Source organism: Streptomyces sp. NPDC051684 (assembly GCF_044453445.1).
In the GTDB taxonomy this organism is placed as follows: domain Bacteria; phylum Actinomycetota; class Actinomycetes; order Streptomycetales; family Streptomycetaceae; genus Streptomyces.
The window spans coordinates 167,966-180,098 of sequence record NZ_JBITCS010000015.1; the positions used below are offsets into that span (position 1 = coordinate 167,966).

Below are 12,133 nucleotides of genomic sequence, written 5' to 3' on the forward strand. Positions count from 1 at the left end.
ACGGGTCGCCGGCGGCTCTCGAGTGCGGAGACACAGACATGGAAATCCCCCTCTCACGACGCCCCGTCTCAAGACGGGCCGTCCTCGGTATCGCCGCCGGTGTTCCGCTCTCCGCGGCGCTCGCGGCCTGCGGCTCGTCGGGCCCCAGCAAGAACGGTTCGGGCGGCAAGGGCGCCTCGTACTGGTACCTGAGCGGCCAGCCCGACGAGGGCGTCAGGGCCGATACGGTGAAGGCCTTCAACAAGGCCCACCCCAAGGGCCAGATCGCCGGAACCTCCTTCCAGAACGACGCGTTCAAGACCAAGATCAAGACCGCGATCGGTGCCGGGAAGGCGCCCACCATCATCAAGAGCTGGGGCGGCGGGACGCTGCGCAGCTACGTGGAGGCGGGCCAGGTCGAGGATCTGACCCCGTGGTTCGAGCAGCACCCCGAGATCAAGGACAAGATCTTCCCCACCGCGTTCCCCGCGGCGACCGTCAAGGGCAAGATCTACGCGATGCCCGTCGAGCGGGTGCAGCCCATCTTCCTCTACTACAACAAAAAGGTCTTCGACAAGGTCGGCGTGAAGCCGCCGCAGTCGTGGGACGACATCATGGATCTGGTGCCCAAGTTCAACGCCAAGGGCATCGCCCCGTTCTCCCTGGGCGGCCAGTCCCGGTGGACGAACATGATGTGGCTGGAGTTCCTCTTCGACCGCATCGGCGGTCCCGAGGTGTTCCAGGCCGTCTTCGACGGCGAGAAGAACGCCTGGTCCAACCCCGCCGCCATCAAGGCTCTGGGTATGGTGCAGGATCTGGTCAAGGCCAAGGGGTTCGTCAAGGGCTTCTCGTCGATCACCGCGGACTCCAACGCCGACCAGGCACTCCTGTACACCGGGAAGGCCGCGATGATGCTGCACGGCTCCTGGTCGTACGGCATCCTGAAGAACGACGGCGGTGACTTCGTCTCCAGCGGCGGCCTGGGCTTCATGAACTTCCCGTCCGTCGAGGGCGGCAAGGGCGATCCCAGCAACACCGTCGGCAACCCCGGTGAGTACCTGTCCATCTCTTCGAAGGCCGGCGCCGAGGAGCAGAAGATCGCCAAGGAGTTCTTCGCCAAGGGCATGCTGCAGGACGCCGAGGTGAAGGCGTGGATCGAAGGCGGCGGCGTCCCGGTCAAGCTGGGCACGGAGAAGCTGCTCTCCGCCTCCAAGGACGCCGAGTTCCTGGAGTTCACCTACGACATCGCCACCAAGGCCAAGACGTTCAGTCAGTCCTGGGACCAGGCGCTCAGCCCGACGGCGGCCGAGACGCTGCTCGACAACATCGTCAAGCTGTTCCAACTGTCCATCTCGCCCAAGCAGTTCGCCGCCAACCTCAATGAGGTCATCGGGAAATGACCTCGCTCACCGCCCACCAGCCCCGGCACGGCCGACGCAGCATCCTGCCGTGGCTGCCCGTGCCGGCGCTCGTGGTCTTCGTCGGCTTCGCCGTCGTCCCGCTCGTCGGTGTCTTCGCGCTGTCCTTCACCACGTGGGACGGCATCGGCGCCATCCGCCCGTCGGGGCTGAACAGTTGGCGGGCGGTGCTCACCGACCCCGGCCTCCCGCACGCGGTGTTGGTGACGTTCGGGGTGATGGTCGCGTCCTGGCTGTTCCAGACGCCGATGAGCATTCTGCTCGGCACGTTCATGGCGGGCCGCCAGCGCTACCGGGCGCTCCTCGGGGTGGTGTACTTCATCCCGCTGATGCTCAGCTCCGCCGCGATCGCCGTCGCGTACAAGGCGCTGCTCAATCCCAACTTCGGGCTCGGCGCGGGGCTCGGCATCGACCTGCTCAGCCAGGACTGGCTGGGGCGGCCGGGACTCGCGTTCGGGGTCGTCGTCTTCGTCGTCTCCTGGCAGTTCGTCCCGTTCCACTCGCTGATCTACCAGGGCGGTGTGCAACAGATTCCGAAATCCCTGTACGAGGCGGCCCAGTTGGACGGCGCCGGGCGGGTCCGGCAGTTCTTCAGCATCACACTGCCCCAGTTGAAATACACCATCATCACCTCGTCGACGCTGATGGTGGTCGGATCGCTGACCTTCTTCGACCTGATCTACGTTCTGACCGAGGGCGGACCCGGAGACGCCACCCGGGTCCTCGCGCTCGACATGTACAAGCGGGGCTTCCAGGCCAACCTGATGGGACCGGCCAGCGCCATCGCGGTCATCCTCGTTCTGGTGGGTCTCGCCTTCGCCCTGCTGCTGCGACGGCTCGGTGGCAAGGATGCCGACGCGAGCCAGCTCGAGGGGGCCTGACGTGACGACCACGCTGACCAAGACCGATCGCCAGAACACCGTCCGTCGCGAGCGCCGCGCCCCTCGCCCCGCCACCGTGCGCCGCAACTGGCTCGGCGGCCTGGCCGGCTGGCTCTGGCTCGTCGTTGTCGCCGTGCCCCTGTACTGGGCGCTCATCACCAGCTTCAAGGCCCAGAGCACCTATTACGCGAGCAACCCGCTGGTCCCGTCCGGTGACCCCACGCTCGACAACTACCGCCTCGTCCTCGAAGCCGACTTCGTCGGCTACTTCGTCAACAGCGTCGTGGTCACCTTGGGCGCGGTGGTTCCGGCGGTGGCGTTCTCGTTCATGGCCGCCTACGCGATCGTGCGCGGCGGTCGCACGCGCTACCTGCGCGCGGTGAACGGCCTGTTCCTCATGGGTCTGGCCATCCCGCTGCAGGCGACGGTGATCCCGGTGTACCTGATCATCATCAAGCTGCATCTGTACGACAGCCTGCTGGCGCTGATCCTCCCGTCGATCGCCTTCGCCATCCCGCTGTCCGTGCTTGTCCTCGCCAACTTCATCCGGGACGTGCCCAAGGAACTGTTCGACTCGATGCGGGTCGACGGCGCCACCGAGTGGGGCACCCTGTGGCGCCTCGCGGCCCCGCTCACCCGGCCCGCCATCACCACCGTGACCATCTTCAACGCCCTGACCATCTGGAACGGATTCCTGCTCCCGCTGATCCTCACCCAGAGCCCCGGCATGCGGACCCTGCCGCTCGCCCTGTGGACCTTCCAGGGCGAGAACGGCGTCAACGTCCCCGCCGTCCTCGCCGCCGTCGTCCTCACCACGCTGCCGATCCTGATCCTCTACGCGTTCGGCCGCAGGCAACTGCTCAGCGGCCTGACGGCCGGGTTCGGCAAGTGAGGGCGGCTACGCCGGGCTCTCGCCCGCCTCCAGCGCCCCCAGGTCTACGTTCTTCGTCTCCTTGCTGCACACCAGCGCGACGAGGGTGAGGACGGCCATCGCCGACAGATAGACACCGACCAGCCACGGGGAACCGTCCCCGGCCTCCCACAGCGCCACCGCGATGAACGGGGCGACGGCCGCGCCAAGCACGGAGCTGACGTTGTAGGAGATGCCGGAGCCGGTGTAGCGCACGGACGTCGGGAACATCTCCGGGAGCAGCGCCCCCATCGGGCCGAAGGTCAGGCCCATCAGCGTGAAGCCCAGGACCAGCCACAGGACCACGCCGAGCGTGCCGAGCCCGATCAGCGGCACCCACACCAGGCCGAACACGAAGATCCCCGCGGTGATCCAGGACAGCGTCTTGCGGCGGCCGAACCTGTCGGCCAGCGGGCCGGAGATGAGCGTGAACGCGGCGAAGAAGACCACGCCGAAGATCAGCATCAGCACGAACGTCGTGTAGCTGTACCCGAGACCGGGCACGGCGGCGTCCGTCGCCGTGCGGCCGTAGCTCAGCGAGAACGTCGTCATCAGGTAGAAGAGCACGTACGTCGCCAGCATCGCGAAGGTGCCGAGGATCAGCTGCTTCCAGTGGTGACGGAACACGGTCGCCAGCGGCAGCTTGCGGACCTGTTTGGTCTCCTGCGTCTTGGTGAAGACCTCCGCCTCGACCAGGCGCATGCGAACCCACAGGCCGATCGCGACCATCACGGCCGAGAACAGGAACGGGATCCGCCAGCCCCACGACAGGAAGGCCTCGGACGGCTGCGAGGGGTCGGCGCCCGCGGCGGACGGCAGCAGGGCCGCGATGACCAGGAACAGACCGTTGCCGACGATGAACCCGAGCGGCGCGCCCAGCTGCGGGAACGTGCCCCACAGCGCCCGCTTTCCCGGCGGCGCGTTCTCCGTGGCGACCAGCGCCGCGCCGCTCCACTCGCCGCCGAGCGCGAAGCCCTGCGCGAGCCGCATCAGCACGAGAAGCGCGGTGGCGACCCAGCCGATCGACCCGTACGTGGGCAGCACGCCGATGAGGAAGGTGGCGATGCCCATCGTGAGCAGCGAGACGACCAGCGTCTTCTTGCGGCCGAGCCGGTCACCGAGGTGCCCGAAGAAGGCCGCTCCGATGGGCCGGGCGACCATCGCCGCGCCGAACACGGCGAACGACGACAGGAGCGCGGTGGTGGGGTCGCTGCTCGGGAAGAAGAGCGCGGGGAAGACGAGTACGGCCGCCGTCGCGTAGACGTAGAAGTCGTAGAACTCGATCGTCGTCCCGATGAGGCTGGCGATCAGAACCCGCGAGCGCGGGTTGGCGGGCGGCGCGGCGGACGTGGCAGGAGCCGGGCCGGTGGCAGAAACGGACATCTTCGGGTCAATCCCAGGGGGTGTTGCGGTGTGCGTCCACCGGCGCTCGAACGCCGGCGACCCTCGTACCGGTCGGACGGTACGAGGATCGCAACCCTGTCACGTGTCTCACTGACCGGTAATCGTTGTTCGATATATGAGACACGTAAGGAGTGGACGGTTCGCCTACGCGGCCATCCAGCGCTCCAACCCCGCCGCGTCCAGCGGCAGTTCGCCCGAGAGCACCTCCGACCCGGCCTCGGTCACCAGGATGTCGTCCTCGATGCGCGCCCCGATGCCGCGCAGCTCCGGCGGCACCGTCGTGTCATGGGCGTGGAAGTACAGGCCCGGCTCGACCGTGAGCACCATGCCCGGTGCCATCCGGGCGCCCTGGTACGACGCGTAGTCGGCGCGGGCGCAGTCGTGCACGTCCAGGCCGAGATGGTGGCCGATGCCGCACACCAGATAGCGGCGGTGGTGCTGGCCCTTGGGGGAGAGGGCCTCGTCCACGGAGACCGGCAGCAGGCCCCAGTCGTCCAGGCCGCGCGCCACGACCTCCATCGACGCGGTGTGGAAGTCGGCCCAGTCCCGCCCCGGGCCCACGGCGGCCAGGCCCGCCCGGTGCGCCCGCTCCACCAGGTCGTGCACGGAACGCTGGGCGGAGGTGAAGCGCCCGGTGGCGGGGAAGGTGCGGGTGACGTCGGCCGTGTAGTAGCTGCGCGTCTCGACGCCCATGTCCAACAGCACCGCCGCGTCCTCGGCCACCGGACCGTCGCAGCGCACCCAGTGCAGGGTCGCGGCGTTGCGGCCGCTGCCCACGATGGTGGCGTAGCCGGGGCCGTTGCCGTACGTGCGGGCGTAGCGGTCGAAGGTGCCCTGGAGCCAGCGCTCGCCGCCGCCGCGCACGGCGGCCGGGAACTCGCGCACCACCGCCCCGAACCCCTCGACCGTGCGGTCCACGGCCTCGCGCAGCTGTCCGATCTCCCAGGCGTCCTTGATCATGCGCAGCTCGGAGAGGGTGCGGCCGAGGTCGGCGGACCGTGCCAGGGAGTGGCGGCAGGCCGTCTCGGCGTCGAGCGGCCCGGTGAGCAGCGGCCCCTGCGCGGCGCACGCGGCCAGCGCCTCGTCCAGGGAACCCAGCGGCGCCGTCGCCACCCCCAGCGCCTCGCGCCAGTCGTCCAGGCCGGGGGCCGGACCCACCCACAGCTCGCCGTGCGCCGCGTCCGCGAAGAAGCCGGGCTCGCCGGGGCGGGCCGGAGGCGGCAGATACAGCACCGCGTCGTGACCGCCCGGCGCGGGCCGCAGCACCAGGACGGCGCCCTCGACCGCGCAACCGGTCAGCCAGTAGAAGTCGCTGTCGGGCCGGAAGTCGTACGCGGTGTCATTGCTGCGCACCGGCGCCCGACCGGCGGCGATCACGAGCGGCCGCCCGGCGAACTCCGCGCCGATGCGCGCACGGTGTGCGGCGGCCGCTTCGGCGGCGCCCGGCACGGTCGGCGGCGTACGGTCGGCCTCGTCCCAGCCCTGACCCATGTACGCGGTGAAGTCCGGCAGTTCGGCCAGCCGCGGCATGCGCGGGTCCGGGGTGCTGGGGCGGGGGACGGAGCTGCCGAGGGCCGTATCGGTCATGCCGACTCCACTTCTTGGTCATGCCGTTGTCGTGCTGTTGCGCCGACGTGTGGCAACGAACGGGAAACTGTTCGGAACGCCAAACGCGTCGTGCGGCATAGTGTTCGTCAAAGCGAACGCTGTCAAGCGATCCAGGGAGAGGCTATGGACGTTCCTCAGGAGTCGGTCCGCGACATGGTGGCGGCCAATCTCCGCCGCGCGAGGACACAGCGCGGACTGTCGATCTCGGAGCTCTCGCGCCGCTCCAAGATCGGCAAGGCGACGCTCTCCCAGCTGGAGTCCGGCACCGGAAACCCCACGATCGAGACGGTGTTCAGCCTCTCGCGCGCCCTGGAGGTGCCCGTCTCCGACCTCCTGGAGACGCGGGCGCCAGGCGGCCTGACCGTCGTGCGCGCCAAGGAGGTCGAGGTGCTCAGGGGCGAGGGCGTCGACCTGCGGCCGCTGCGCCGGATGGACTTCGGCGACCTGGTCTTCGAGGTGTACGACCAGGTGGTACGGGCCGACGGCAGGCAGGACTCGCTCGGCCACGTCGGCACCGAGCACACCGTCGTGCAGACCGGCAGGCTCCAGGTCCGCGTCGACGGCGACGAAGTGGAGCTCGGCCCCGGCGACTACGTGGGCTTCGACGCCACGCTCCCGCACTCCTACACGGCGCTCGACGGCGACGTGCACTCGGTGCTGCTGCTCCAGTACCGGCCGCACGAGCACGCGCACTTGGGGATCCCGCACCCGACGCCCGGGGCCCCGGACCCCGAGGATGCCTGACCCCTGCACGCAAATTTCGATCACCCTCAGCACATCCGTTGACACTCCCTGAAGGGCCGTCCTAGCCTCCGAGCTGTTCGATGAAACGAACGGAGGCGGTTCGATGCACGGAACACGGGCGGTCATTCTCGGAGCCGGCATCGTCGGAGCCGCCTGTGCGCGGGAGTTGGCCCGCGAGGGCTTCGCCACCACGATCGTCGACCGGGACCACCCGGCCGCCGCGACCACCGCGCACGGCGAGGGCAACATCCTCGTCTCCGACAAGGGCCCTGGCCCCGAACTCGAGTTGGCGCAACTGTCCGGGCGCCTGTGGCCACAGATCGTCGACGAGATCTCCCAACGGGCCGCGGGCGTACGCACCCTGACGGAATGGGACCCCAAAGGCGGCATCGTCGTCGCCACCACCGACGACGGTGCCCGCGAACTCACCAAGTTCGCCGAGTCCCAACGCGCGGCAGGTGTACGGGCGCAGACCCTGGACGCCGCCTCCCTGGCAGCCGCCGAGCCGTACGTCACCCGTGACCACACGGCCGCGATCCACTACCCCGAGGACGCCCAGGTCCAGCCCTCCGGCGCGGCCGCCGCCCTCCTCGCCGACGCGCTCGGCGCGGGTGCCACCCTGCGCACCCACTGCGAGATACACGGCGCGGTCACCCGCTCCGGCCGCCTCACCGCCGTCCGCACCGCCGACGGCGACCTCATCGAGGCGGACCTCTTCATCAACGCCGCGGGACCCTGGGCCGGCGAACTGTCCACCCGCCTTGGCGCCCCCGTCGACGTACGCCCACGCCGCGGAGACGTCCTCGTCACCACCCCCCTGCCACCCACCGTCTTCCACAAGGTCTACGACGCCGACTACGTGGGCGCCGTCGGCAGCAGCGCCGAGGACCTGCAGACCTCAGCCGTCGTCGAGTCCACCCGCGCGGGCAGCGTCCTCATCGGCTCCTCCCGCCGCCGCGTCGGCTTCGACGACCGGCTGCGCCCCGACGCCCTCTCCGCGATCGCCGCCAAGGCACTGCGCCTCTTCCCGTCCCTCACGGACGTCCCGGTCATGCGCGCCTACGGCGGCTTCCGCCCCTACGTACCCGACCACCTTCCCGTCATCGGCCCCGACCCGCGCCTCACCGGACTGTGGCACACGGGCGGCCACGAAGGCGCGGGCATCGGCCTGTCCGTCGGCACCGCACGCCTCGTGCGGGACCTGATCCTGGGCCGGCCCACCGAGATCGACGCGACGCCGTTCCGAGTGGACCGGCCGGCCGTCCTGGGACACACGCAGAAAGGCAGCGCGGCATGACCCCACGACGCATACCGGCGGCCACGGACGCCGTCGGGCGGCGCGAGACGCCGCTCACGATCACCGTCGACGGCGAGCCCGTCGCCGGGATCGAGGGGCAGTCCATCGCGGGCCTCCTGCTCGCCTCCGGCCGCCGCGCCTGGCGCACCGGCCCTTCCGGAGCGGCCCGCGGGGTGTTCTGCGGCATCGGCGCCTGCTTCGACTGCCTGGTCACGGTCGGCCCCGAGCGCGACGTGCGGGCCTGCCGCAGACGCGCGCGCGACGGCGACGAGGTGCGGACGCAGTCCCGCGAAGCCGGAGCCGGAGCCGGAGCCGAGGAGGGACTGTGACGCGGAAAGACGGCCGGATCGCCTTCTCACGTCACAGTCCCCTCGCCCCTTCGCCCAACCTCACCTTCACGGAGGCCGCATGACACGCCACGTAGTGGTCGTGGGCGCGGGACCCGCCGGGCTCGCCGCCGCCGACGCCGCGCTCGGCGCGGGCGCTCGGGTCACCCTGATCGACGAGGCCGAACAGCCCGGCGGCCAGTACCACCGGATGCTCCCCGAGGCCTACGCCGCCGCCCGGCCCGAGTGCCTCCACCACGGCTGGCGCGCCTTCGACGAACGCCGCCGCCGCGTCCTCGCCCACCCGCGCTGCGCCTGGTGGTCCGAGACCGCCGTATGGGCCCTGGAGCGCCCCGAGCCGGCCGAGCCGGGACCGCCGCGCGTGCACGTGCTGCGCGGCCCGGCCGACGGCGGCGGCCGGGAGCGGCGCACGCTCGACCCCGACGCGCTGGTGCTCGCGGTCGGCGCCCACGACCGCGTGCTGCCCTTCCCCGGCTGGGAGTTGCCCGGCGTGTTCACCGCGGGCGCCGCGCAGGCCCTCGCGAAGGGGGAGCGGGTGGTGGTCGGCGACCAGGTCGTCGTGGCGGGGAGCGGTCCTTTCCTGCTGCCGGTGGCGGCGTCGCTGATCGAGGCCGGGGCGCGGGTGCGCGCGGTGCTGGAGGCCAACACGACGGGCACCCTCGCCCGGGGCTGGGGCCGGCGACCCTGGCAGCTCGCGGCGCAGACCGGTAAGGCCACCGAACTTGCCGAGTACGGTGCCTTGTTGGCACGCCACCGGGTCCCGTACCGCACCGGCCGCACCGTCGTCGAGGCGCGTGGTGACGGGTGTGTCGAGGAGGTCGTCACCGCGAGGCTGCGGGCCGACTGGTCGGTCGTGCCGGGCAGTGAGCGCACCGTGGCCGTCGACGCCGTGTGCGTCTCGCACGGATTCAGTCCGCAACTGGAGCTGCCGCTCGCCGCGGGGTGTGCGCTGCGCACCACCCCGGCCGGGGAGTTCGTCGAGGTCGACGGCGATCAGCGCACCACCTGTCCCGACGTGTACGCGGCCGGGGAGATCACCGGCATCGCGGGCGCGCCCGCCGCCCGCGTCGAAGGCGCGCTCGCCGGGTGGCTGGCCGCGGGCGGCGACCGGAACACCGTTGCCGTACGCCGCCTGCGGACCAGCCGTGACCAGGGGCGCGCCTTCGCCGCCCGGCTCGCCCGCGCGCATCCCGTCGGGGCGGGCTGGACCGGCTGGCTGCGGCCCGAGACCGTGGTCTGCCGGTGCGAGGAGACGGACTACGCCACCGTGTGCCGCGCCGCCACCGACGAATCCACCGCCGCCCCGCGCGCCGCGAAACTCGCCACCCGCGCCGGACTCGGGGTCTGCCAGGCCCGGATGTGCGGACCCACCGTCGCCGAGATCGGTGCGCGCCTGCGCGGGCCCGACGGCGGTGACCGAGGTGTCGAGGGCCTGCCCCCGGCCAGTGAACACCGGCGGCCCATCGCCCGCCCGATCCGGCTCGGCGACCTCGCCGACACCCCCGAAACAACTGCCACGAAACCCAGCAACTCCCGTACAGAGGAGAGAGGTTCATGAGCGACAACAGGAAGCGGAAGAACGGCTCCATCAATCTCGGTGGCGTCGTCGTCGCCACCGCCCTGCCCTACCACGAGGACGCCTCCGCCCCCGCCGGGCTCGCCGTCGACTACGACCGGTACGCCGAGCACTGCCGTTGGCTCGTCGACAACGGCTGCCGCGGCGTCGGGCCGAACGGGTCGCTCGGCGAGTACTCGTCCCTCACCGACGAGGAGCGTCGCAAGGTGGCCCGTACCGCCATCGACGCCGTCGGTGACGACGGTGTCGTCGTGGTCGGTGTGCACGGTGTCGGGTCCCACCAGGCGAAGCACTGGGCCGAGGTCGCGGCCGAGGACGGGGCCGACGGCGTGCTGTGCCTGCCGCCCACCCTGTATCGGGCCAACTCCCGTGATGTCATCGACCACTTCGAGGCCGTCGCGTCCGTCGGGCTGCCCGTGATGGTCTACAACAACCCCTTCGACACGAAGGTCGACCTCACGCCGGATCTGCTCGGTGAGATCGCGCGGATCGACAACATCGTCGCCGTGAAGGAGTTCTCCGGTGATGTGCGGCGCGTCCTGGAGATCAAGGAGAAGGCTCCGGGCCTCGACATCATCAGTGGCGCCGACGATGTCGTGCTGGAGAGTCTGCTGATGGGGGCCACCGGCTGGTTCGCCGGGTTCCCCAACGTGTTCCCCGCGGAGTCCGCCCGGCTCTACGACCTGGCGCTCGCCGGCAAGGTGGAGGAGGCGCGGGCGCTGTACGAGCCGCTGGTCGCCGCCTTCCGCTGGGACTCGCGCACCGAGTTCGTGCAGGCCATCAAGTTGGGGATGGAGCAGGTCGGCCGGTTCGGCGGGCCCTGCCGGCCGCCGCGCGGGGCACTGTTGCCCGAGATGCGGGAGCAGGTCGAGGCGGACATGGCCCGCGCCGTCGCCGCCCTGGAGAAGGGGCACATCTGATGCGGTCCGTGCGCACCCTCAGTGCCGTCGACTCGCACACCGAGGGCATGCCCACCCGCGTCGTCACCGGCGGTGCAGGGCCCATCCCCGGTGACACCATGGCCGAGCGGCGCACGTATGCCCTGGAACACCTCGACGAACTGCGCCGGTTCCTCGTCGACGAGCCGCGCGGCCACTCCGCGATGAGTGGTGCCGTCCTTCAGCCGCCGACCCGTCCCGACGCGGACTGGGGCGTCCTGTACATCGAGGTCAGTGGCTTCCTGCCGATGTGCGGGCACGGCACCATCGGCGTCGCCACCGTGCTCGTGGAGACCGGGATGGTGGAGGTGAGCGAGCCGGAGACGGTCGTCAGGCTCGACACACCCGCCGGGCTCGTCGAGGCGCGGGTCGCCGTGCGTGATGGTGTGGCCGAGCAGGTCACCCTGCGCAATGTGGACGCCTTCGCGCTTGAGCTGGATGCCACCGTGAAGGTGCCCGGCTACGGCGAGGTCCGCTACGACATGGCGTACGGCGGGAACTTCTACGCCATCACCGCGCTGGATCAGCTCGGCCTGCCCTTCGACCGGGCCCGCAAGGACGACATCCTCAAGGCCGGGCTCGCCATCTCCGAGGCCATCAACGAGCACAACCGGCCGCGGCATCCGCTCGACCCGGTCATCGGCGGCTGCAAGCACGTGCAGTTCCTCGCGCCCGACTCCACCGCCCGGCACTCGCGCAACGCCATGGCGATCCAGCCCGGCTGGTTCGACCGCTCACCCTGCGGCACCGGCACCTCCGCCCGGATGGCACAGCTGCACGCACGCGGCGAACTCCCGCTGCACACCGAGTTCGTGAACGAGTCCTTCATCGGCACGCGCTTCACCGGCCGGCTCGTCGACACGGCGACCGTGGGCGAGCTGCCCGCCGTCGTACCGGAGTTCTCGGGACGCGCCTGGATCACCGCCACGGCCAACTACCTGCTCGACCCGCGCGACCCGTTCCCACACGGCTTCGTGCTCTGACACACCAGGGCCGCGCACACCTCTCAGGAGCCACCGTGTCCCGTACGA

The 12,133-nt window shown here is 70.8% G+C and carries 11 protein-coding genes; 9 read left to right on the plus strand and 2 right to left on the minus strand.

Features of this window, described 5'->3' with window-relative positions; translation table 11 throughout:
- Positions 1–38: 38 nt before the first annotated feature.
- The 3 genes from ACIA8D_RS19960 to ACIA8D_RS19970 are packed head-to-tail and all read left to right on the plus strand — an operon-like array spanning position 39 to position 3,170.
- Entirely contained in the window at positions 39–1,379 is a 1,341-nt protein-coding gene (locus tag ACIA8D_RS19960) for an extracellular solute-binding protein (protein ID WP_399233852.1), read from the plus strand.
- Positions 1,376–2,278, plus strand: a complete 903-nt coding sequence (locus tag ACIA8D_RS19965) for a carbohydrate ABC transporter permease (protein ID WP_399233855.1) — start codon at positions 1,376–1,378, stop codon at positions 2,276–2,278. Before ACIA8D_RS19960 ends, ACIA8D_RS19965 begins: the two co-directional genes overlap by 4 nt.
- A 1-nt stretch (position 2,279) precedes the next feature.
- Positions 2,280–3,170: a carbohydrate ABC transporter permease gene (locus ACIA8D_RS19970; RefSeq protein WP_399233857.1), complete on the plus strand. Its 891-nt coding sequence runs from the start codon at positions 2,280–2,282 to the stop codon at positions 3,168–3,170.
- 6 nt (positions 3,171–3,176) lie between these two features.
- Here the strand turns inward: ACIA8D_RS19970 and ACIA8D_RS19975 are convergent, their stop codons facing one another.
- The gene (locus ACIA8D_RS19975; RefSeq protein ID WP_399233860.1) at positions 3,177–4,571 is read right to left on the minus strand and encodes an MFS transporter; all 1,395 of its coding nucleotides are present in this window, start codon (positions 4,569–4,571) and stop codon (positions 3,177–3,179) included.
- A gap of 165 nt (positions 4,572–4,736) precedes the next feature.
- Complete coding sequence (locus ACIA8D_RS19980) at positions 4,737–6,179, minus strand: aminopeptidase P family protein (protein ID WP_399233862.1); 1,443 nt, start codon at positions 6,177–6,179, stop codon at positions 4,737–4,739.
- 144 nt (positions 6,180–6,323) lie between these two features.
- Here ACIA8D_RS19980 and ACIA8D_RS19985 point away from each other — a divergent pair, with 144 nt between their 5' ends.
- The 6 genes from ACIA8D_RS19985 to ACIA8D_RS20010 all read left to right on the plus strand — a co-directional run bounded on the left by ACIA8D_RS19985 (position 6,324) and on the right by ACIA8D_RS20010 (position 12,085).
- Positions 6,324–6,944 (plus strand): helix-turn-helix domain-containing protein, encoded by a 621-nt coding sequence (locus tag ACIA8D_RS19985; RefSeq protein WP_399233864.1) that lies wholly within the window; start codon positions 6,324–6,326, stop codon positions 6,942–6,944.
- Between the two features lie 103 nt (positions 6,945–7,047).
- Positions 7,048–8,241 carry an NAD(P)/FAD-dependent oxidoreductase gene (locus tag ACIA8D_RS19990; RefSeq protein WP_399233866.1) on the plus strand — a complete coding sequence of 398 codons (1,194 nt, stop codon included), beginning with the start codon at positions 7,048–7,050 and terminating at the stop codon, positions 8,239–8,241.
- On the plus strand, positions 8,238–8,570 hold the full coding sequence (locus ACIA8D_RS19995) for a (2Fe-2S)-binding protein (protein WP_399233868.1): 333 nt from the start codon (positions 8,238–8,240) through the stop codon (positions 8,568–8,570). Before ACIA8D_RS19990 ends, ACIA8D_RS19995 begins: the two co-directional genes overlap by 4 nt.
- 79 nt (positions 8,571–8,649) lie before the next feature.
- Complete coding sequence (locus ACIA8D_RS20000) at positions 8,650–10,146, plus strand: FAD-dependent oxidoreductase (protein ID WP_399233870.1); 1,497 nt, start codon at positions 8,650–8,652, stop codon at positions 10,144–10,146.
- A complete protein-coding gene (locus ACIA8D_RS20005) occupies positions 10,143–11,084 on the plus strand; it encodes a dihydrodipicolinate synthase family protein (RefSeq protein ID WP_399233872.1) in 942 nt (313 codons plus the stop codon). The genes ACIA8D_RS20000 and ACIA8D_RS20005 overlap by 4 nt, the downstream gene beginning before the upstream one ends.
- Positions 11,084–12,085 carry a proline racemase family protein gene (locus ACIA8D_RS20010; RefSeq protein WP_399233874.1) on the plus strand — a complete coding sequence of 334 codons (1,002 nt, stop codon included), beginning with the start codon at positions 11,084–11,086 and terminating at the stop codon, positions 12,083–12,085. The genes ACIA8D_RS20005 and ACIA8D_RS20010 overlap by 1 nt, the downstream gene beginning before the upstream one ends.
- The last annotated feature ends 48 nt before the right edge of the window (positions 12,086–12,133 follow it).

Bases quoted from the DNA above. Each gene is read 5' to 3' on its own strand.
- ACIA8D_RS19990 (WP_399233866.1), top strand. From the start codon at position 7,048: ATGCACGGAACACGGGCGGTCATTCTCGGAGCCGGCATCGTCGGAGCC.
- ACIA8D_RS19965 (WP_399233855.1), top strand. From the start codon at position 1,376: ATGACCTCGCTCACCGCCCACCAGCCCCGGCACGGCCGACGCAGCATC.
- ACIA8D_RS19960 (WP_399233852.1), top strand. From the start codon at position 39: ATGGAAATCCCCCTCTCACGACGCCCCGTCTCAAGACGGGCCGTCCTC.
- ACIA8D_RS20000 (WP_399233870.1), top strand. From the start codon at position 8,650: ATGACACGCCACGTAGTGGTCGTGGGCGCGGGACCCGCCGGGCTCGCC.
- ACIA8D_RS19985 (WP_399233864.1), top strand. From the start codon at position 6,324: ATGGACGTTCCTCAGGAGTCGGTCCGCGACATGGTGGCGGCCAATCTC.
- ACIA8D_RS20010 (WP_399233874.1), top strand. From the start codon at position 11,084: ATGCGGTCCGTGCGCACCCTCAGTGCCGTCGACTCGCACACCGAGGGC.
- ACIA8D_RS19975 (WP_399233860.1), bottom strand. From the start codon at position 4,571: ATGTCCGTTTCTGCCACCGGCCCGGCTCCTGCCACGTCCGCCGCGCCG.
- ACIA8D_RS19980 (WP_399233862.1), bottom strand. From the start codon at position 6,179: ATGACCGATACGGCCCTCGGCAGCTCCGTCCCCCGCCCCAGCACCCCG.
- ACIA8D_RS20005 (WP_399233872.1), top strand. From the start codon at position 10,143: ATGAGCGACAACAGGAAGCGGAAGAACGGCTCCATCAATCTCGGTGGC.
- ACIA8D_RS19995 (WP_399233868.1), top strand. From the start codon at position 8,238: ATGACCCCACGACGCATACCGGCGGCCACGGACGCCGTCGGGCGGCGC.